Consider the following 18816-nt stretch of genomic DNA (forward strand, 5'->3'; position numbering starts at 1 on the left):
GGGCCGGCCGTTGACGGCGCCGCCTCCGGGTCCGACGATGTGAACCGTGTCCGACTCGTCACCTGCACCTGGATCGGCGCCCACGGCCGCGCCTGCGGATCAGAGCCCGCGCAGCGCCAAGCTCGCCGTCACCGTCTTCCCTCTGCTGATCATCGGCGGCGCCCTGCTGGCCCTGCTCATGCCGGGGACCTTCGCCCCGCTGAACGCCGGGGTGACCTACGCGCTGATGATCATCATGTTCGGCATGGGCCTGACCCTGACCCTGCCGGACTTCGCTCTGGTCCTGAAGCGTCCGACGAGGTGAGCATCGGCGTCGCGGTGCCGTGGGGCAGGCTGGCTCTGATCTGGTGTGCGGCCGCAGGCGCTGCGCTGCTGGCGGCCTGGCTGCCGGCGCGCAGCTTCGCCCGGACTCCGCCCGCTCAGGGTCTGGCAGGCTGAGCCGATCCATCCAAGCTGAGCCGAACCGGCGGGAAGGCCGCACGCAGACGTGTGCCCGCTCCGGAGAGCATCCGGAGCGGGCACACGTGTCATCTGAGGGTATCGGCGGCTGTCCCCGCTGATCAGGCCTGGGCGACCACCTGGAGGAAGGAGCGGTTGAAGTCCTCCAGGTCATCCGGGGTGCGAGAGGTGATCAGGCCGTTGCTGACCACGGCGGACTCGTCCACCCACTCGGCGCCTGCGTTGACCAGGTCGGTCTTCAGGGACGGGTAGCTGGTGACCCGCTGGCCCTCGACGCCGCCGACTTCGGTGAGGATCCAGGGGCCGTGGCAGATCGCGGCGATGGGCTTGCCGGCGTCCACGAAGCCCTTCACGAACTCGCGGGCCTTCTCATCCACGCGCAGTGTGTCGGCATTGATAGTGCCGCCGGGGAGCACCAGAGCATCGAAGTCCTCGGAGCTCACGCTGCCCAGCTGGTGGTCGACGTCGAAGTGGTCGGCGTGGTCCCAATCTCCGGTCATCGCCTGCAGCGAGGACTCGTTGGGCGAGACCACCTTCGCGGCGCCGCCGGCGTCCTGGATGGCGGCCAGCGGCTCGGTCAGCTCAGGCTGCTCCACGCCGTCGGTCACCAAGAGTGCGATGGTCTTTCCTGCGATGGTCTGATCAGCCATGATGTGCTCCTTCTGGATCGAAGTGTGACCTTCCACCTGTGGCCAACACATCAGCTGCGCATCTTCTTCCAGGATCAGCGCATGGTAAGCAGGGAGAAGAGAAGAAGGAGCACCACGATGCCGAAGCCCTCCGCAGAATCCGACCCTCAGGGTCCGCCCAGCCGCCCTGCCATCACACTGCCCGATGCCGGCCACCAGCTGCTGGCCGGCGCCGGCGAGCGCGTCTTCGCGCGCCTGCTGGACGGCGTGCTGCTCTTCGCCCTGCTGATGCCGGTGGTGATCGCCGCGCAGGTCAGCGCCCAGGATCCGGAGTCGGCGTCGCTGAATCTGCCCATCTGGCTGCTCCTGCTGCCGGTGCTGCTCTATGACCCGCTGATGCTGCGCTGGCGGGGAGCGACCGTCGGCAAGATGATCGTGGGGCTGAAGGTGCTGCGCCTGGACACCGGCCAGGTGCCCCGGATGAACCCGGCCGTGCTGCGCTCGGTGCTGCTGGTGCTCTTCGGTCTGCCGCTGTGGGCGCTGCCCGACCCCTGGCACCTGCTGGGCCTGCCGGTGGTGGCCGCGCTGGTGGTCAACCTCGTCCAGCAGCCGCAGCGGCAGGGCTGGCATGACCGGGCGGCGTCGACCGTGGTGGTCAACTCCCGGGAGTCACGCCGGATCCGCTGAGCGTGTGGGTGAGCTCTGGGCCAGCCCCAGCGGAAAGTTCTACCCCTCAGACGACATCTCACCCCGGGTACGCCGGCTGAGATGTCGCGAACCAGGTAGAACTTCGCCGTGGCGGGAGCTGTCGACATCCGAACAGAGCTGGTGGCACCGCGTGAGAGAGCATGGAGTTCAGTGCACAGCTCCTGCATAGGGCCCTCTGTCAGGGCCCGACCCACCGACCTCAACCGCACCTGAGGAGGAGTACCCATGAAGGCACTTCAGTACGTCACCGTCGGCCAGGCCCCCGAGATCCACGAGGTCCCGCTTCCAGAACCTGGACCCGGGGAAGTGCGGCTGAAAGTCACCGCTGCCGGGGCATGCCACTCGGACAGCTTTGTCATGGGACTCTCAGAGGAGCAGTACGCCGCCTACGGCTACCCGCTGCCGATGACTTTGGGACACGAAGGAGTCGGCATCGTCGACGCCCTGGGCGACGGCACCACCGGCATCGATACCGGTGCGGCTGTGGCGGTGTATGGCCCGCGGGGCTGCGGGCGGTGCCACTCCTGCGCGCAGGGCTTCGAGAACTACTGCCCTCATGCTGCACAGCTGGGCATCGTGCCCCCGGGACTGGGCACCGACGGCGCGATGGCGGAATACATGATCGTCTCTGACACGAGGCTGCTGGTCCCAGGAAGCGTCGCCGTGGTGATCGGCGTGGGCGGTTGGGACACATCGCGGTGCAGCTGCTGCGTCGACTGACCTCAGCCACTGTGGTGGCGCTGGATGTCACCGAGAGCAAACTGGAGTTCGCCCGCGAGGTGGGGGCGCACTACGCCTTCCATTCCGATGAAGAGGCCGCTGATGCGGTGCGCCGGGAAGTGAGTTCTGAACCGGTGGCCGCAGTGTTCGACTTCGTGACCAACGACGCGGTGATGAAGACCGTCGACGCGCTCAGCGGCCCCCGCACCGACATAGTGCTGGTCGGAGCCGGCGCCGTGTCCCGACCGGTCGGCCTGCTGGGTCAGCCCTACGGTTCCCGCGTGCGCGCACCGTACTGGGGCGCACGCCCGGAACTGATGGAGGTCATTGACCTCGCCCGCACCGGCCAGCTGACTGTGGAGACTGAGCGCTTCAGCCTCGATGACGCCCCGGAGGCGTACCGCCGCCTGCACGACGGCGAACTGCGCGGTCGCGCCATCATCACACCCTAGACGTGGTGCCGACGGCCGGCCAGCCAATCAGGCCCTCAGTTCAGCTTCAGGGACAGTCGCCCGGCAGGCTGTCCACCGCATCCATCGTGCAGCGGAACAGGCTCGGGTTGGCCTCGGCCGGGGGCTGCCAGACGTCGACGGCCTGCTCGAAGGCGTGGGCGTAGCCCAGCAGGTCGGCGTCGGACCATTCGGTGCCCAGGAACATCAGAGCGGCCGGCTGCGTCCCGGGATCCAGGTAGCCGCTGGGCACACTGACCGTGGGATAGGCGGCCCGCGCCCCAAGTCCCACAGTGGAGCCGTCCGAGACGATGGCGTCCAGGTTCTCCTCCTCCAGCGTGCCGTCGATGGAGGACCGACTCTGCTCCAGGCCCTGGTCCCGGTCGGCCTCATAAGCGGCGTTCTCCGCCGGGTCGTCCAGGTCGATCCCGGCAGCCTCCTCCAGCAGCCCCTGGCCGAACTTCAGAGCAGCCTCGGAGTTCTCCTCGTTGTAGGCGATGATCTCCTCCAGCGAGCCCATCGGCGCGTCGCCGGGCAGCTGCGCGAGGTACTCATCGAGGTCTCGGCCGAACTCCGCCAGCAGGATGTCATCAGCCTCCGTGGAGCCCAGCGGGTCGATCTCCACCAGCTCAGCACCGTGGTCCTCGAGCACCTGCAGAGCATCCTCATAGACCGCAACGCCGGCCGGGTCGCCGTTCTGCCCGTCCTCATCAGGCTCATGCTGGGAAGGCAGGTAGCCCAACCGGACGCCCTCCAGGGAGGCACCGTCCACGGCCTCGGTCAGCTCCTCCGGATCCAGCTCAGCGTCCGGATCAGTCATGGCGGAGGCCAACAGGGCCGCGTCCTCCACCGTGCGGGTCATGGGGCCGGCAGTGTCCTGGGTGGAGGAGACCGGCAGCATGCCCTCCTGGCTGACCAGGCCCACCGTGGGCTTATGCCCCACCACGGAGTTCGACTCTGCCGGCAGCAGGATGGAGCCGGAGGTCTCCGTCCCCACCGCGGCGGCGGCCAGGCCCACGGCGGCGGCCACTCCGGAGCCGGAGCTGGAGCCGCTGGGGGATTCGGTCACGTCATAGGGGTTGAGCGTCTGCCCGCCCAGCGAGCTGTACCCCGCAGGAGCATCCGAGCTCATGAAGTAGGCGAATTCGCTGAGATTGGTCTTGCCCAGCACGATCGCCCCGGCCTCCCGCAGGGCCTCCACCAGGGCCGCGTCCTCCTCGGGGACGGAGTCGGCCAGGGCCGCGGAACCGGCCGTGGTGGGAAGGCCGCCGACGTCGATGTTGTCCTTGATCAGCACCGGAACTCCGTGCAGAGGACCGCGCAGCTCGCCGTCCTCGCGCTCGGCGTCGAGAGCCTCTGCCTCCTCGACGGCGTCGGGGTTGAGCATGCGCACAGCGTTCAGCGCCGGCCCGCTCTGATCCAGAGCCTCGATCCGCTCCGTATAGGCCTCGACCAGCTCCTCGGAGCTGACCTCGCCGTCCTGCAGAGCCTGCGCCACCTCGGTGAGCCCGACGCCGGCCAGATCCAGCTCCACCTCTTCGTCCACCGGGTGCTGGGCGTAGGTCTGCTGGTGCTCAGTGGTCCCGGAATCCGAGTCTCCGGCGCAGGAGGTCAGGGCCAGGGCGGCCAGGGCAGCTGCCGCCGTGGCGCCGGCGAGACGGGAGGGGGTCAGGCGCGCGTACGGGTGAGCAGACATCGACGACGGATTTTACCGAGGCTTCCTGACCTGTTGCTGACCATCGGCTCAGCGCCGCCTCCGTGCTTTCGGGGAGGAGGGGCGGCGGCCGGAACGCGCGGGACCGGACGACTTCCCGCGGGGCTTCTGCTGGGACGTTCTGCTTGTGGTGCCGCTCTTGGCGCCTGTGTTCTTGGCCGAGCCCTTGCCGGAACCCTTGGGGGCGCCCGTGGCCGCGGGGGTGATGGCGCTGCGTCCGCTGCCGGGCTTGCGGCCGCGGGCCACCCCGATGAACTCCTGGATGAGGTCGCTGTCCTTCTCCTTGAGCCAACCCAGGCCCACCTCGTAACCGGGGATGTCCTCGACCCGGCGGATGACGATGTCCTTGCGCGAGAGCATCCGGGCCACGGAATTCGGCAGGATCAGCAGGCCCGCTCCGGAGGCGACGACTTCCAGGGCGATGCGCTCGGCACGGGCGAGCTCACCTCCGGCGAGCGGCTCGTGCGGGTCAGGCTCCTGGCCGGGGGTCATCGCCGCCGGTTCCAGGAAGGGCTCCTCGGCGATCTCCTCCCAGGTCACCGACTCCTCGGCGGCGGCGATCCAGTGATCCTGGGCCGCGCAGACCACCGGTTCCTCGCGGTAGAGCAGCACCCGGGAGAACTGGTCCTTGTCCAGATCGGGCTCGCCCTCACGCAGCCGGACGTAGCCGACGTCGGCGGTGCCGTGCTGCAGCCGGGCCAGCTGTCCGGCGTCGTCGTAGTAGTCCACGCTGAGACGAAAGTCCGGATAGCGCTCCCGCCACCGGGAGACCCATTTGTCCGGCGTGGCGCCGGGGATCGCGCCCAGCGTCAGCGCGCTCTGCGCAGCGTGCTGCGGGCTCTGCGCGGCGTGCTGCGGGTTCTCGCCGCCGTCCTGCTGGTCCTGATCCTCCATCCCCTCAGTCTATGAGGAGCAGAGCCGAGGATCAGTCGTCATCCTCATCCTCGACGTCGTCACCCGGGCCCTCGTAGAAGACCTCGTGGGCGGTTTCGCGGAGGGCCCGCGGATGTGTCGAATTCTCGGGAACTGCTCTCCTCAGAGGCCTGGTTCCCAAGAATTCAGCACATCGGAGCCGAGCCCAGTCCGCCCAGGGGCCTCAGGCCACCTTCTCCTTGAGGAAGGTGACGGCACGGTTCCACGCCAGCTCGGCACGCTCGGAGTCATAGGTGCCCATGAGGTTCTCATCGTTGTGGAAGGCGTGGCCGGCGTCGTAGTAGAAGAACTCCACCTGCGCGCCGGACTCCTCGCGAATCTGCTGCTCTTGCTGATGAGCCTTCTCCGGCGGGTACATCTGGTCCTGATTGGCGTAGTGGCCCTGCACTGCGGCCTGGACTCCGGTGTAGACCTCCGGGACGGCCTGGCCCACGCCGTAGAAGGGCACGGCGGCCGAGACCTTCTCGCCCTGCTGAGCAGCCAGAGCGAGCACGAAGCCGCCTCCCATGCAGAAGCCGATGGCACCCACTGTGGAGGAGGTGACCTTCTCGTGCTCGAGCAGGAAGTCGGTGGCGCCAGCCAGCTGGCGGGCCCCCTCTTCGGCCGGCAGCTTGGACATCATCTCCCCGGCCTCGTCACCGTCGTGGGTGATCCATCCGCCGTAGAGGTCCGGGGCCAGAGCCACGAAGCCCTGATCAGCCAACCGGTCGGCGACGTCCTTGATGTGGTCGGTCAGACCCCACCACTCCTGGATCACGATGACTCCGGGGCCGGATCCCGACGCCGGCAGCGCCAGGTAGCCGTGGCCGGTCTCGGTCACATCGGAGTTCGGAAGCGGGAAGGTGATGTTCTGATGCGGAGTCTTCTCAGCCATGGCACCGACTCTAGTAGCGAACTCTCCTGATAGAAATAGACCAGATCTAGGAGTGCAGAACGCGAAGAGTCAGGGGGTGTCACTGTGCCGTCGCACATCATCACCGCGGTGCTGTCAGTGGTGGTCATCCTCCTGCTGCTGAACCTGGTCGTGGCGCTCATCGTCTTCGCCCGCCGCGGTCTGGCCCGGCACTGGCTGCTGGTGATCCTGCTGGCCGGCACCAGCGGCGCCGCCCTGGCCGGGATCCTCGGGGTGCTCGCTGAGGACGGCGAGCGCTACGTGGACGTCGCCCTGGTCCTGACCGGCACGGCCGCCGTGACCGCGGCAGTGCGTGCAGGAGCCCGACGCCGGCGCCTCCCCGCTCAGCCCGCAGACACCTCCGCGCCCCGGGCAGCAGAACAGCCCCAGGCCAGAGAGCACCGGGCAGGTGAGGGCCCATGATCGCAATGCTGCTGGAGACGCTGGGCCTGCTGCTGGTCATCGCCGGAGCGCTGTTCTTCGCCGCCGGCACGCTCGCGCTGGTCCGCTTCCCGGGCCTGCGCAACCGTCTGCACGCCCTGACCAAGGCCGACAACCTGGGTCTGGGCCTGATCATGGCCGGCTCCGGGCTTCTGCTGGGCTCCTGGACTGCCGCCGTCGTGCTGCTGCTCGCCTGGCTGCTGGCTCTGGGCGCAGCGTCGGTCTCGGCTCGCGTTCTGGCTGAGGTGGAGGTGCACCAGTCGGAGGAGCACACCGATGATCTCGACGCCCCCACCGCGGCCGAGAGCGGGCAGTCATGAGCGGCCTGCTGCCCGAAGACCTCTCCCAGGCCGTGCCCGACATCGCTCTGGGGCTGGCCCTGATGGTCGCAGCGGGATGCGCCCTGATCCCGCGGTCTCGTCTGGCGCTGGCCGCCGGGTTCCTGGGACTGGGCGCGCTGACCTCCCTGGTCTGGCTGCGGCTGGGCAGTGTGGACGTCGGCCTGGCCGAGGCCGGTCTGGGCGGCGGCATCCTGGGCGCACTGCTGGTGTGGCTGGCCATCCGAAGCCCTGACTCCCCCGCCCCTGACTCAGCTGAGGCACCCTCAGCGCACGCGCCCTCCGCCGACGCCGCGCAGCACGACGGCGGTTCCGCAGGTTCGGGCTCCTCGCGCTCACGCCTGGCCCGCATCACAGCACGGGCCCGCGTCACAGCACCGGCCCGCATCCTGCTGGGCTGTGCCGCAGGGGCGGCGATCAGCGTCGGGCTGTGCCTCGCCTGGCTCCAGGTGCTGCCGGCGCTGCCAGCCTGGTCCGGACCCCTTCAGGAACAGATGGAGGGCACCGGAGTCACCCACGAGATCACCGGAGTGCTGCTGGCCTTCCGCGCCTATGACACGCTGCTGGAGTCCGCCGTGCTGATGCTGGCCGCGGTGGCGGTCATGACGTTGGGGCGCGACGCCGGCCTCCACCAGCTGAGCCTGCCTCAGCCTGAGGTGACCTCGCCCCTGCGGTGGCTGGTGAGGCTCTGCGCCCCGGTGCTGCTGCTGGCCGGACTGTGGCTGCTCTTCGCCGGCAGCTCCGACTCCGGCGGAGCGTTCCAATCCGGGGCCGTGCTCTGCGCCCTGCTGATCCTGCTGCGCATCGTCGATGCCCTGCCTTCCCGGGAGCGCACCGAGCCGTGGATCCGTCCGGTGCTGATCGGCGGCGTCGTGGTGTTCATCCTGGCGGGCCTGGTGGGGCCGCTGCTGGCCGACCCGCTCCTCTCCGAAGCCTGGCTGAGCTGGGATCCGCAGTGGGCCACCGCTGCCGTGCTGACTGTCGAGATCCTCCTGACGGCGGGGATCGCCGTCGGGCTCTTCCTGATGTACCTGACCCTTGAGAACCCGGAGGGGGTGCAGTGATGGAGTCCCTGACCGGCGAGGACGCAGCGCTCTGGTACCTGCTGCTGGGCAGCCTCATGGCCGTGGCCGCAACGGTGCGCCTGCTGCTCAGCCGGGATCTGATGGCTCGGCTGGTGGCGATGAACGTGGTGGGAGTCGGATCCCTACTGGTCCTGCTCTCTCTGGGTGCCCGCTCGGAGGACCCAGCCCCGGATCCGGTGCTCTCGGCACTGGTCATCACCGGGTTGGTGATCACCGTGGCGTTCACGGGCCTGGGAGCCGTTCTGATCCGGCGGATCGAGGGAATGCGCGACGCCGAACGACCAACTGACAGCGGCGCGGCCGACAGCAGTACGGCGGACAGCGGCGTGGCCGACAGCAGATCGGACGGGGGCCCGGACGGATGAGCGCTGCCGAATTCTCACTGGGCGGGCTCGTGCTGCTGCCCCTGCTGGCCTCTGCAGCGGCTGTGCTGCTGGGCGGCCGAGCCCGGGGCGTCGTCGGACTCCTGACCGCCCTGCTGATCTGTGGGCTCTGCGCGCCGGTGCTGGCCCAGGCGGTCGCCGGCTCCGTCACGGTGCTTCCCCTGGGCGGCTACGAGGCCCCGCTGGGGATCCGGCTGCGTGCCGACGGCCTCTCCGTGCTGTTCCTCTGCTTGGCGGCCGCGGTGGGGACTGTGGTCTCCCTGCATGCGGCGATCATGCCGGCGAGCACCGGCCAGCGCCTGGTCAGCTCCGCCGGAAAGGCCCACGCCGAACAGGCCGATGCGGGCCGGGCAGACTCCCCTGCCGTCTGGCAGTCCTCCCATCCCGGGTTCTGGCCGCTGTGGCTGGGCTGCTGGTCCGGGCTGAACGCCGTCTTCGTCTCCGGGGATCTCTTCAACACCTACGTCGGCCTGGAGCTGGTGGGCCTGACCGCTGTGGCGCTGGTGGCCCTGGGCGGCCGCGACTCCTGGATGCCGGCGCTGCGCTATCTCTTCGTGGCGGTGTTGGGCTCGCTGCTGTTCCTGGTCGGCGTCGGGCTGATCCTCGCAGCCACCGGGACCCTGGATATGGAGCAGGCCGCCCAACAGCTGGCTGAGACCCCGGAGTCCCATGCTGCGGCGGTCTTCGCACTGTGTCTGATGAGTGTGGGCCTGGGGCTGAAGGTCGCGCTGATGCCGATGCACCGCTGGCTGATCCCCGCCCATGCCGGAGCTCCGGGGGCGGTGTCGCCGCTGCTCTCTGCGCTGGTGATCAAGGCGGCGCTCTTCGTGATCCTGCGCCTGTGGCTGTGGGTGATGCCGTGGGGCGTCGACCCGAGCCCGGCCGTGACCGCGCTGGCCTGGATGCTGGGCGGGATGGGCGCGCTGGCAGTGATCCTGGGCTCAGTGATGGCGCTGCGCCAGGACCGCCTCAAACCGCTGGTCGCCTATTCCACAGTGGCCCAGGTGGGCTACTGGTTCCTGTTCCTGCCGCTGCTGCTGGACCCGGAGGCCGACGCTCTGGAGGGCCAGCCCGGGACCACGCTGGCCGAGGACTCCGTGCTCTCCGGGGCCTTGAGCGGATCTGTGGCCCTCGCGCTGGGACACGGAGTGGCCAAGGCCGGACTGTTCCTGGCGGCCGGTCTGCTGAAGGAGCTGTGGGGCACCGATGAGATCGACAGCCTGCGCGGAGCGGGACGGAAGCACCCGCTGCTGATCATGGCGATGGGCCTGTGCGCGGTGGGACTGATCGGTCTGCCGGTCTCCCTGGGCTTCACCGGCAAGTGGCATCTGGCCACCTCGGCAGTGGCCGCCGAACACTGGTGGATCGTCGCCGTGCTGGTGCTGGGCACTCTGCTCAGCGCCGGCTATCTGCTGCGGGCCATCGCCCCGCTGCTGCTGCAGGATGCGGAGGATCCTCAGGTGGAGCACGACGCCGGCCCGCAACCTCACGAGGCCGCCGCTGCGGCTGAATCCCCGCGACGGCACCGGCTCGCTGAGGTGCCGCCCTTCCTCCTGGGCCTGCTGACCGTGCTCACCGGGTTCCTGGGCGTGGGCCTGGACGCCCTGATCGGGGTGGGCGCCCCATGGTGACCAACCTGCTCCCCGCGACTGTGCTCGCCTGGATCCCGCTGGTGATGGTGGTGCTCTCCCTGGCGGCGGCCGTCACGATCTTCCCCCTGGGTGAGGACCGGGTGCGCCTGCGCTCCTGGGTGAACCTGACCGCCGCCGTCGCGAAGGTGCTGCTGGTGGTGCTGCTGGTCCCCGCGGTGGTCGCCGAAGGCACTCGGCCGGAGTTCTCCGTGCCCTTCCTGCCGCTGGGTGAGGGGGAGAGCATCGATCTGGTGCTGCGGGTGGATCCGCTGGCGCTGTTCTTCGCCGGGCTCTCCGCGCTGCTGTGGCTGCTGACCACCATCTATGCCATCGGCTATCTGGAGCGCGGGTCGGACCGCAGCCGGTTCTTCGGGTTCTTCAGCCTGTGTGTGACCGCCACGGTGGGCATCTCCTTCTCCGGGAACCTGATCACCTTCCTGGTCTTCTACGAGATCCTCACGCTGGTGACCTACCCCCTGGTGGCTCACTGGGGCGATGCCGCATCTCTGCGGGCGGCGCGCAAGTACCTGGGCTACGCGCTCAGCGGCGGGGTGGCCGTGCTGATCGGAGTCATCTGGCTGACCATGTACGCCGGGCCGGTGGACTTCGCCGAGGAGGGCGGGGCCCAGGGTGTGGCCGAATTGGCCGCCGACTCCCCCGGGGTCGCCGTGGCGATCTTCGCGCTGCTGGTGGGCGGCATGGGGGTCAAGGCGGCGCTGGTCCCGCTGCACAGCTGGCTGCCTGCGGCGATGGTGGCTCCAGCACCGGTCTCAGCGCTGCTGCATGCGGTGGCAGTGGTCAAGGCCGGTGTCTTCGGGATCGTGCGGGTGATCGATGACGTCTTCGGCATCGAAGTGGCCGAGGAGCTCGGCGTGCTGGGGCCCCTGCTGGCGGTGGCCTGCGTGACGGTGCTCTACGGCTCCTACCAGGCGCTGCGCCAGACGGATCTGAAGAAGCGGCTGGCCTTCTCCACGGTCTCCCAGGTCAGCTACGTGGTGCTCGGGGTCTCGATGGTCAGCGTCCTGGCCACAGCCGGCGGAGTGGTGCACCTGGTCCATCAGGGGATCATGAAGATCACCCTGTTCTTCTGCGCCGGGCTCTTCGCCGAGGTGCTCAAAGTCCACACGATCGGCGAGCTGCGCGGAGCCGGCCGGTCCATGCCCTGGACCTCGGCGGCCTTCACCGTCGGCGCCCTGGGGATGATCGGGCTGCCGCCCACTGCGGGCTTCATCACCAAGTGGCAGTTGGGCCTGGGCGCCCTGGAAGCGGGGCAGGGGTGGGTTCTGGCCGTGCTGCTGGGGTCCTCGGTGCTCAACGCCGCCTACTTCCTGCCGGTGATCTGGACTCTGTGGTTCTCCGAGCCGGAGGGCGGGCCGGAGGGCGCGCCTGAGATTCGACCGGAGGGTGAGGAGTCGTCCTCCGCGGAGACGCCCCAGACCGTGAAGGAGCCGGGGGCACTGCTGGTGCCGGCAGTGATCACTGCCGCCGCGACGCTGGCCGTGGGGCTGGGCGCCTCACTCTCCTTCGCGCCGCTGCAGGTCGCTGAAGCCATCGCCGAGGCGGTGTTCCGATGAGCGCAGTCCTGTTCGTTCTGTCCTTTCTGCTTCCGGTGGGCTTCGTGGCGCTGATCGCTGGCGCGGGGGTGCTCCCGCCCGGTGTCGCGCACCGGGTGCGGCGCCGCGCCGGTCTGTTCGCGCCTCTGGCCGTGCTGCCGGCCGGTCTGTCGGCCCTGACGGGCGAGTCTGAGCTGGAGGTGCCGTGGCTGATGCTGGGCTCCACTGTGGCGGTGGACGCTGTCGGGCGGGGCCTGCTGCTGATCGCGGTGCTTCTCTATGGGGCGGCTCTGTCCTCGATCACCTGGCTGAAGCTGCGGGACGCCGAGCGCGGCTCCGCGGCGCTGCCGGCCTGGCTGCTGATCTGCTTCTGCGGCACCATCGGCACCTATCTGGCCGCCGATCTGGTGACCTTCTATCTGGCCTTTGCGGTGATGAGCTTCTCCGCGGTGGGGCTGATCATCCATCACCGGGATGAGGCCGCCCGGAGGGCCTCGCGGATCTACCTGGTCCTCTCGGTGCTCTCTGAGACGCTGATCCTGGCGGCGGTGGTGCTGCTCGGTTCGGCACTGGTGGGATCTTCCGAGTCGGTGGACCCGGAGTTCCAGGACGACGCCGCCCCGGACACTCAGGAGGCCCTGCTGCTGGAGCATGTGCCCGGTGCGGTGATGGACTCCCCACACACCGGGCTCATCCTGGGGCTCCTTCTGCTGGGCTTCGGGGTGAAGGTCGGGACAGTGCCGCTGCACGTCTGGCTTCCCCTGGCACACCCCGCCGCGCCGCCGGCCGCTTCCGCGGTGCTCTCCGGTGTGATGGTCAAAGTGGGTCTGGTCGGCTGGCTGCGGTTCCTGCCCCTGGGCGAGGACGGCGACGCCGCATCCCGGGCGGCCGTGGAGATCGCCGCCTGGGCGCTGGTGGCCGCGGCCTTGGCCGGCGCCTTCCTGGCGGTGCTGGTCGGTGTGCTGCAGCAGGACCCAAAAGTGGTGCTCGCGTATTCGACGATCTCGCAGATGGGATTCATCGCCGTTCTGGTGGGTGTGGGGCTGTTGGAGACGGAGCTGGCGCCGCTGACCTCCGGGGCGGCTGTGGCCTATGCGGTCCATCATGGACTGGCCAAGGGAGCGCTGTTCCTGGGGGTCCCGGTGGTCAAACACTACGGACACGGGCCGACGGGTCTGCTGGTGCTGCTGGGCATGCTGGGCGCCGGCGCGGCAGTGGCCGGAGCTCCGTTCACCTCAGGGGCCTTCGGCAAATACACGTCCAAGGAGGCCGTGGAGGGCGTCACCGTGCTCGGCGTCGGGCTGGAAAGCATCCTGCCCTGGGTGGCGGCGGGCTCCACACTGCTGCTGCTGCGCTTCGGCTGGGTGATCTGGCATGCCGACCGGGCTCCGCAGCGCCGGGCCGACGGTGAGCTGTTCGCCTGGCTGGCGGTCTGCGCGGCAGGCATCACCGTCCCCTGGCTGATCGGGACGCACTGGATGCCGGAGGAGGAGCTGCCCGCCGAGGCGCCCAGCTGGGAGCCGGCAGTCCTGTGGGATGCGACCTGGCCGATCCTGGCCGGGCTGGTCATCGGCGCTGCGGTGTGGGCGCTGAGGAGACGCGGGTTCCTGCCGGAGCGGGTCTCCCGAGCCGACGGCACGCTGGTGGCTCCGGGGGATCTGATCGTGGCGGAAGAGTCTCTGGCGATGCGTGCCGCCTCCGGAACTGCCCGTAGCGTGGAATCGGCTCACCGCGGCCTCGAGGACGCGGCGGGGCGCGTCTCCTCAGCCCTGTTGCGCGCCGGGGGTCGGGCCAGATCCTGGATGGCAGGTGCTGAGACCAAGCTCGCCGCCTGGGAGACCTCTGGGATGGTGCTGCTGCTGGTGCTGGCCGCGACTGTGCTGCTCTGGTGGTGGAGCTGAGGCGACTGAGATGAGACGACAAGCGATGAGGTGGTTGCAGTGAAGTGGATCCTTGCTGTGATCCTGCGAGGCCTGCTGCTGGGGCTGCTCTGGGCTGCCTTCTCCGGGGCTGACCCCCAATATGTGCTCTACGGCGCGGTCTCCGTCTCCTGTTCCGTGGCGCTGAGCCTGGCCCTGCTCCCTCCCCAGGGTTCGCCTCGCCCCTCCCGGTGGCCGCGCCGCCTGTGGTTCAGCCTGGTGCTCAGCCTCTGGTTCCTCGGCCAGTCTGTGGTGGGCGGGGTGGATGTGGCACGGCGCGCCCTGCGACGCCGGCCGGACATCGATCCCACTGTGATCCCCGCCCCCGTCCACCTGCCCGAAGGGCATGCCAGGCAGCTGGCCATGGTACTGATGAACCTGCTGCCCGGCTCCATGATCCAACGCAGCATTCCGGGCGAGGACCCGCACGGGGAGCCGACCCGCGAGGCGCACCGCGGCGACACCGTTGAGCTGCATACTCTCTCCGCCGCCCTGGACCCGGCGCGACAGTGGTCCCGCCTGCAGCACCGAGTGGCTCAGGCCGCCCGCTGAGCGGCCCTCCCCTCCGCGGCGCCGGGGTGCTCATCCGCGGCGTCCGGGCCCTGGCCGAAGGTGTAGGAGTCAGCCACCACCAGGCCCCCGAGCTCCTCCTGGTAGGTAGCCTCGGCCTCCTGCGCGATCTCAGGGCAGGTCACCGCCAGGGCGCCCGGATCACTCTGTCCGTCGGAGGCGGCATGCCAGCAGTCTGTGTCCCCCAACAGCCGCGCGAAGGCACGCAGCTGCCGAGGGTGTCCGAAGTAGTGACGGCCGCAGCCGGCGTCGAAGGCTGTCCGGTGCAGCACCCTGAGCTCTGGGAAGGCGCTCAGCCCGCCGGTGCGGCGGAAGCGCAGTCCTTCCTGATCGAAGCTTCCCAGATAGGAATGGACCACCACTCCCCCGAGCCGCAGTCTGCGGCCCAGCACGGCGACCTCCTCCGGGCTGACGTACTCAGCACAGCGGATCTCCCGGTATCGGGTGATGGGCACACCGGTGTCCGCTGTGACATCGGCATAGGAGTCCACCACCAGGCTGTAGCCCCACTGGGCCAACAGCTGCACGGCCCGAGTGCCGGCGTTGCTCATCGCACGCAGATGCAGCGTCCCGTCGGGGAACTGCACCAACACCGCAGAGTTCCGCAGGATCGGGGCCTCTGAAGGGAACCATGAGGGCAGTCCGTCCGGGCGCAGGGGCCAGATCTGGTCGCCGTCGTGGATGACCTCGTACTCCCAATCCAACGATTCCGCGTGCTGCATCTCGATCGTGGCCCGGCGCGGGGACACCCGGCCCGGTCGGTCGCCCGAGTCCCCCGGCACCGAGTCCCCCGGCCCATCAGCGCCTCGCCACTGATCCATGAAGACCACTGCGGGCTCCGCAGTCCCTGTTCTGCCCCGGTCGGTCTCCCGACGCTGACCTGCCTGCTGGTCGCGGCCTGTCTCCCGGCCTTGACCTGGCTGCCTGTCCTGACCCGACTGTCCGTGATGTCCTGCTCCGCCGTTCACGCTGCACCTCTTCTGTCACGTCCTGCACCCAACTCTCCGCCGCTGCGGCGGCGGCGTGCTGACAGCCTAGGGAGGGGGTCTGACATGACTCCGTGACAGCAGAGTCCGCCCGACTGAAAGTCCAGGTCAGAGGCGGCAAACCCGACGTCGGGACCGTTCAGAGAGTGAGGTCGAGGATTCCGCGGATGATGGCGCCGGCTCCGCCGAGGCCGGCCAGCGTCATCGCCAGTGTGCGCGCGGCCCCGGCGGAGACCACCCGGGCAGCCAGTCCGCCCAGCACGATCCCCAGCAGGACCACGGCCACGATTCCGGCGAAGAGCCCGGCGAGGTTCGGCCCGGCACCGTCGAGCTCCCCCACAGAGTCCAGCGCCAGCTTGGTCACCACGGACGCCGCACCCATCGTCATGAAGATCGGCTGCATCGTGGCGGCGAAGCTCTGCTGGTTCCAGTTCGAGACCCGGGAGTAGATCACCATGACGGGAGCGGCCACTCCGGAGGTGGTGTTGAAGAAGCCGCCGATCACCCCGGCCACCCACCCGGGCACGCGGCCCTCCCAGTGCGGCAGCCGCGGCAGTGAGACGGTCAGCAGCAGAGCGAACACCACGATGGAGCCCAGGATGATGGACAGCCATGCGGCCGAGAGCTGAGAGACCAGCCATGCTCCAGGGATCGCGCCGACCACGGCCAGCGGCCCCACCAGCCAGTAGCGTCGCCATTCGATGCGCGACCACACGGCCAGCATGATCAGGAAGCCGGAGACGGTGGTGGTCATATTGGTCACCAGCACGCCGAACGCCGGACCGATCACCAGGGACAGGACGGGGGCGACCACCAGGCCGACCCCGCTGCCGGAGACACGCTGCAGAACGGTGCCCACCAGGACCGCGACGCCGATGATCACCATTGTTCCGAGGGACTCCACAGGAATCCACGGTACAGCGGCTCACCATCCCGACGCCGCACCTCACCTGCCCACCCTCGCTTGATCAACGCAGATTCACATTCCCCCTGCAGATCCGCAGGGGTTCTCCGAGAAGTGCTTGGTAGAACGAGGGTGTCCGTAGAACGAGGGTGGGCCAGCGCAGCTCACCCAGACACGCAGAGGCCCCGCACCGAGCTCATGACGCTGACGCGGGGCCTCTGTCCTGCAGGGGGCGGGGAGGGATCAGCCCTGGTCGAGAACGTAGGCGACCTCAAGGTCGATGGAGACCTTGTCGCCCACCAGGACGCCGCCGGCCTCCAGCGCTGCGTTCCAGGTCAGACCGAACTCCTTGCGGGAGATGGCGGTGGAGGCGGAGAAGCCGGCGCGGGTCAGACCGAAGGGATCCACGGCCTGGCCGCCGAACTCGGTCTCGAAGGTGACCTCCTTGGTCACGCCGCGGATGGTCAGCTCGCCGGTGAGCTCAAACTCCTCGCCGGCGGGCTTGAATCCGGTGGCCACGAAGGTCAGCTCGGGGTGGCTCTCGGAATCGAGGAAGTCCTCACCGCGGACGTGGGCGTCGCGGTCGGCGTTCTTCGAATCGAAGGAGGCGGCCTTGATCTTGGCCTCGACGTCAGCGGTGCCGTCCTCGGCGACCTTCAGGGTGGACTCAGCCTCCTGGAAGACGGCGCGGACCTTGGAGATGCCGGCGTGACGCACAGTCAGGCCGATCTCAGAGTGGGCGGCGTCCAGGTTCCAGGTGCCGGGGGTCAGAGTTGCCATGGGAGCCATTCTCCTTCGTAGTGTTCGTGTCGCTTGAGTGCGTGACGCGGTGTACAACACCCAGTGTGCACGCATTTATTTCAAAACTGAAGTAGTTTCCGAAGAATTAACTCAGCCGCGTCCCAGGCTAGCCTCCGATGTGGCACTCGCCACTGTCCCCGGGGCCGCGCGCCACCCCGCACCGCCGCCCTCACAGGTGGGTTCCGGGGGTCTTCCTCCAGGCAGGCCGGCCGATGCTCGAAGTGTCGCAGGCCCAAGAGAGTTAGACTCTCTGGGAGACTGCCCGAACTGCACCTGCATTCCTGACCGAGATATCCCTGTCAGGGATATCCCCGACGGGGATGCGCCGGTCAGCAGTGTGAACTTTGAAGGAGGTGCCGGTGGGCCTGCTCGACAATCTGGAGCGCGGGATCGAAAAAGCCGTCCGCGGCGCCTTCGCCGGACGCGGAGGGAGCCTCGGCCCCGTGGAAATCGCCACTGCAGTACGCCGACATATGGACCGCGAGTCCTCCACCATGTCGGAGGGGCGCATCGTCGCGCCCAACCTCTATAAGATCCGTCTCTCCGAGGACGACTTCGCCCAGGCCAAGAGCTACGGCGTCACCCTCGCCGAGGAGCTCTGCGACGAGATCATCCGCCACTCCGAATCCCAGGGCTACACCCTGCTGGGCCCGGTCAAGGCGACGTTCGTGAAGAACACCGAGCTCAAGCGCGGCCAGCTCAGCGTGGAGTCCCAGTCGGACCGCGACGCCGACGCCGGCCACTCCGCCGCGGCGCGCCCGGCCTCCTCCCCCGCCGCCGGACCCTCCGCGACGGCCTCAGCGCCGTCGCGTCCCGCAGCAGCGCCCTCGCGCCCTGCCGCGGCACCGCCGCAGCCCGCGTCTGCACCGCCGCGGCCGGCCGCAGCGGCCGGCGTCGGGGTTCTGGAGGTGGACGGCACCCGTCACACCCTGGCCGAGGGCAGCACCGTCATCGGCCGCTCGGCCTCGGCCGACATCACGCTTCCGGACACCGGCATCTCCCGGAAGCATGTGGAGGTGGTGCGCAGCGGCAACCGCTACATCGCCCGCGACCTCGGCTCCACCAACGGCACCTCAGTGGACGGCGAGCAGCTCTCCGGCACCCATGACGAGGCGCAGCTGCAGCACGGCTCAGTCATCTCGCTGGGCGGCGCGAGGCTGCGCCTGATCCTCGAGGGCGGGGATCGCTGAACCCCATGAGTGAGCTTGCCGTCACCGTCCTGCAGTTCGGGCTGCTTCTGCTGCTGTGGATCCTGATCCTCTCCATCATCGGGGCGCAGAGCCGCGATCTGATGGTCTCCAAGAAGTCCCGCACCCGTGCCGGGGCCTCCGGCTCGCCCAAGCCCAACGGCGCCCGCAACGGTGGTCATCAGGACGGGCAGAACCAGGCCAGCCAGATGCCTCGCCCCCGGGCCCGTCGGCTGGTCATCAGCGAGGGACCGCTGGCCGGCACAGAGCTGGAGCTGGGCTCGGCCCCCATCATGCTCGGCCGTGCTCAGGAGTGCACGCTGGTCCTGGAGGACGACTACGCCTCCGGCAAGCACGCACGCCTGTTCCCGCAGGGCTCCCGCTGGTTCATCGAGGACCTCGGCTCCACCAACGGCACCTGGCTGGGTGAGGAGCAGCTGACCCGCGCCTCCACTGTGGAGCCGGGCGAGAAGATCCGTATCGGCAAGACCGCTCTGGAGCTGAGGACCTAGCT

22 protein-coding genes are annotated in these 18816 nt (G+C 69.2%); 15 read left to right on the top strand and 7 right to left on the bottom strand.

Annotation, left to right across the window (positions count from 1 at the left end):
• Positions 1-46 precede the first annotated feature (46 nt).
• Entirely contained in the window at positions 47-304 is a 258-nt protein-coding gene (locus JOF45_RS11555) for a hypothetical protein (RefSeq protein ID WP_245324223.1), read from the top strand.
• Positions 301-438, top strand: a complete 138-nt coding sequence (locus tag JOF45_RS11560) for a hypothetical protein (RefSeq protein WP_210051494.1) — start codon at positions 301-303, stop codon at positions 436-438. The genes JOF45_RS11555 and JOF45_RS11560 overlap by 4 nt, the downstream gene beginning before the upstream one ends.
• A 122-nt stretch (positions 439-560) precedes the next feature.
• On the opposite strand, the gene JOF45_RS11565 is transcribed toward JOF45_RS11560, so the two are convergent.
• Positions 561-1109 (bottom strand): type 1 glutamine amidotransferase domain-containing protein, encoded by a 549-nt coding sequence (locus tag JOF45_RS11565; protein WP_210050202.1) that lies wholly within the window; start codon positions 1107-1109, stop codon positions 561-563.
• A 117-nt stretch (positions 1110-1226) separates the two neighbouring features.
• Here JOF45_RS11565 and JOF45_RS11570 point away from each other — a divergent pair, with 117 nt between their 5' ends.
• From JOF45_RS11570 to JOF45_RS13675, 3 genes are all read left to right on the top strand, one after another.
• Positions 1227-1775, top strand: coding sequence for an RDD family protein (locus JOF45_RS11570; RefSeq protein WP_210050211.1), 549 nt, complete (start codon positions 1227-1229; stop codon positions 1773-1775).
• Between the two features lie 246 nt (positions 1776-2021).
• On the top strand, positions 2022-2516 hold the full coding sequence (locus JOF45_RS13670; protein ID WP_342591481.1) for an alcohol dehydrogenase catalytic domain-containing protein: 495 nt from the start codon (positions 2022-2024) through the stop codon (positions 2514-2516).
• Positions 2480-2968 (top strand): zinc-binding dehydrogenase, encoded by a 489-nt coding sequence (locus JOF45_RS13675; protein WP_342591482.1) that lies wholly within the window; start codon positions 2480-2482, stop codon positions 2966-2968. Before JOF45_RS13670 ends, JOF45_RS13675 begins: the two co-directional genes overlap by 37 nt.
• A 46-nt stretch (positions 2969-3014) precedes the next feature.
• On the opposite strand, the gene JOF45_RS11580 is transcribed toward JOF45_RS13675, so the two are convergent.
• The 3 genes from JOF45_RS11580 to JOF45_RS11590 all read right to left on the bottom strand — a co-directional run bounded on the left by JOF45_RS11580 (position 3015) and on the right by JOF45_RS11590 (position 6486).
• Positions 3015-4661, bottom strand: coding sequence for an amidase family protein (locus tag JOF45_RS11580; protein WP_210050214.1), 1647 nt, complete (start codon positions 4659-4661; stop codon positions 3015-3017).
• 48 nt (positions 4662-4709) lie between these two features.
• Positions 4710-5573 (bottom strand): LysR family transcriptional regulator substrate-binding protein, encoded by an 864-nt coding sequence (locus JOF45_RS11585; protein WP_210050217.1) that lies wholly within the window; start codon positions 5571-5573, stop codon positions 4710-4712.
• A gap of 202 nt (positions 5574-5775) precedes the next feature.
• Positions 5776-6486, bottom strand: a complete 711-nt coding sequence (locus tag JOF45_RS11590) for a dienelactone hydrolase family protein (protein WP_210050226.1) — start codon at positions 6484-6486, stop codon at positions 5776-5778.
• A gap of 84 nt (positions 6487-6570) precedes the next feature.
• Between JOF45_RS11590 and JOF45_RS11595 the strand changes: the two genes are divergently transcribed.
• Genes JOF45_RS11595 through JOF45_RS11630 form a run of 8 tightly spaced genes read left to right on the top strand, consistent with a single transcriptional unit; the run spans position 6571 to position 14406 of the window.
• Complete coding sequence (locus JOF45_RS11595; protein WP_210050229.1) at positions 6571-6927, top strand: hypothetical protein; 357 nt, start codon at positions 6571-6573, stop codon at positions 6925-6927.
• Positions 6924-7265: a cation:proton antiporter gene (locus JOF45_RS11600; protein ID WP_245324224.1), complete on the top strand. Its 342-nt coding sequence runs from the start codon at positions 6924-6926 to the stop codon at positions 7263-7265. Before JOF45_RS11595 ends, JOF45_RS11600 begins: the two co-directional genes overlap by 4 nt.
• Entirely contained in the window at positions 7262-8347 is a 1086-nt protein-coding gene (locus JOF45_RS11605) for an MnhB domain-containing protein (RefSeq protein WP_210050232.1), read from the top strand. The genes JOF45_RS11600 and JOF45_RS11605 overlap by 4 nt, the downstream gene beginning before the upstream one ends.
• A complete protein-coding gene (locus JOF45_RS11610; protein ID WP_210050235.1) occupies positions 8347-8733 on the top strand; it encodes an NADH-quinone oxidoreductase subunit K in 387 nt (128 codons plus the stop codon). Before JOF45_RS11605 ends, JOF45_RS11610 begins: the two co-directional genes overlap by 1 nt.
• Complete coding sequence (locus JOF45_RS11615; RefSeq protein WP_210050238.1) at positions 8730-10382, top strand: complex I subunit 5 family protein; 1653 nt, start codon at positions 8730-8732, stop codon at positions 10380-10382. The genes JOF45_RS11610 and JOF45_RS11615 overlap by 4 nt, the downstream gene beginning before the upstream one ends.
• Complete coding sequence (locus JOF45_RS11620; protein WP_245324225.1) at positions 10376-11956, top strand: complex I subunit 5 family protein; 1581 nt, start codon at positions 10376-10378, stop codon at positions 11954-11956. Before JOF45_RS11615 ends, JOF45_RS11620 begins: the two co-directional genes overlap by 7 nt.
• Positions 11953-13836 carry a proton-conducting transporter transmembrane domain-containing protein gene (locus tag JOF45_RS11625; protein WP_210050247.1) on the top strand — a complete coding sequence of 628 codons (1884 nt, stop codon included), beginning with the start codon at positions 11953-11955 and terminating at the stop codon, positions 13834-13836. Before JOF45_RS11620 ends, JOF45_RS11625 begins: the two co-directional genes overlap by 4 nt.
• A 39-nt stretch (positions 13837-13875) precedes the next feature.
• Entirely contained in the window at positions 13876-14406 is a 531-nt protein-coding gene (locus tag JOF45_RS11630; RefSeq protein WP_210050262.1) for a Na+/H+ antiporter subunit E, read from the top strand.
• Here JOF45_RS11630 and JOF45_RS11635 read toward each other — a convergent pair.
• From JOF45_RS11635 to JOF45_RS11645, 3 genes are all read right to left on the bottom strand, one after another.
• Entirely contained in the window at positions 14391-15245 is an 855-nt protein-coding gene (locus tag JOF45_RS11635) for a hypothetical protein (protein WP_210050265.1), read from the bottom strand. The genes JOF45_RS11630 and JOF45_RS11635 overlap by 16 nt on opposite strands.
• A 304-nt stretch (positions 15246-15549) precedes the next feature.
• Complete coding sequence (locus tag JOF45_RS11640; RefSeq protein ID WP_342591483.1) at positions 15550-16314, bottom strand: TSUP family transporter; 765 nt, start codon at positions 16312-16314, stop codon at positions 15550-15552.
• Between the two features lie 243 nt (positions 16315-16557).
• A complete protein-coding gene (locus tag JOF45_RS11645; protein WP_210050268.1) occupies positions 16558-17103 on the bottom strand; it encodes a YceI family protein in 546 nt (181 codons plus the stop codon).
• A 371-nt stretch (positions 17104-17474) separates the two neighbouring features.
• Between JOF45_RS11645 and JOF45_RS11650 the strand changes: the two genes are divergently transcribed.
• A complete protein-coding gene (locus JOF45_RS11650) occupies positions 17475-18305 on the top strand; it encodes an FHA domain-containing protein (protein ID WP_210050278.1) in 831 nt (276 codons plus the stop codon).
• Between the two features lie 5 nt (positions 18306-18310).
• Positions 18311-18814 carry an FHA domain-containing protein FhaB/FipA gene (locus JOF45_RS11655; RefSeq protein WP_210050281.1) on the top strand — a complete coding sequence of 168 codons (504 nt, stop codon included), beginning with the start codon at positions 18311-18313 and terminating at the stop codon, positions 18812-18814.
• The last annotated feature ends 2 nt before the right edge of the window (positions 18815-18816 follow it).

It is taken from the genome of Nesterenkonia lacusekhoensis (assembly GCF_017876395.1).
Lineage (GTDB): Bacteria > Actinomycetota > Actinomycetes > Actinomycetales > Micrococcaceae > Nesterenkonia > Nesterenkonia lacusekhoensis.

Excerpts from the sequence above, each read along its gene's own strand:
- JOF45_RS11620 (WP_245324225.1), top strand. The coding sequence starts at position 10,376 with ATGGTGACCAACCTGCTCCCCGCGACTGTGCTCGCCTGGATCCCGCTG.
- JOF45_RS11580 (WP_210050214.1), bottom strand. The coding sequence starts at position 4,661 with ATGTCTGCTCACCCGTACGCGCGCCTGACCCCCTCCCGTCTCGCCGGC.
- JOF45_RS11605 (WP_210050232.1), top strand. The coding sequence starts at position 7,262 with ATGAGCGGCCTGCTGCCCGAAGACCTCTCCCAGGCCGTGCCCGACATC.
- JOF45_RS11615 (WP_210050238.1), top strand. The coding sequence starts at position 8,730 with ATGAGCGCTGCCGAATTCTCACTGGGCGGGCTCGTGCTGCTGCCCCTG.
- JOF45_RS11655 (WP_210050281.1), top strand. The coding sequence starts at position 18,311 with ATGAGTGAGCTTGCCGTCACCGTCCTGCAGTTCGGGCTGCTTCTGCTG.
- JOF45_RS11610 (WP_210050235.1), top strand. The coding sequence starts at position 8,347 with ATGGAGTCCCTGACCGGCGAGGACGCAGCGCTCTGGTACCTGCTGCTG.
- JOF45_RS11565 (WP_210050202.1), bottom strand. The coding sequence starts at position 1,109 with ATGGCTGATCAGACCATCGCAGGAAAGACCATCGCACTCTTGGTGACC.
- JOF45_RS11625 (WP_210050247.1), top strand. The coding sequence starts at position 11,953 with ATGAGCGCAGTCCTGTTCGTTCTGTCCTTTCTGCTTCCGGTGGGCTTC.
- JOF45_RS11590 (WP_210050226.1), bottom strand. The coding sequence starts at position 6,486 with ATGGCTGAGAAGACTCCGCATCAGAACATCACCTTCCCGCTTCCGAAC.
- JOF45_RS13670 (WP_342591481.1), top strand. The coding sequence starts at position 2,022 with ATGAAGGCACTTCAGTACGTCACCGTCGGCCAGGCCCCCGAGATCCAC.
- JOF45_RS11635 (WP_210050265.1), bottom strand. The coding sequence starts at position 15,245 with ATGGATCAGTGGCGAGGCGCTGATGGGCCGGGGGACTCGGTGCCGGGG.
- JOF45_RS11570 (WP_210050211.1), top strand. The coding sequence starts at position 1,227 with ATGCCGAAGCCCTCCGCAGAATCCGACCCTCAGGGTCCGCCCAGCCGC.
- JOF45_RS11600 (WP_245324224.1), top strand. The coding sequence starts at position 6,924 with ATGATCGCAATGCTGCTGGAGACGCTGGGCCTGCTGCTGGTCATCGCC.
- JOF45_RS11645 (WP_210050268.1), bottom strand. The coding sequence starts at position 17,103 with ATGGCTCCCATGGCAACTCTGACCCCCGGCACCTGGAACCTGGACGCC.
- JOF45_RS11585 (WP_210050217.1), bottom strand. The coding sequence starts at position 5,573 with ATGGAGGATCAGGACCAGCAGGACGGCGGCGAGAACCCGCAGCACGCC.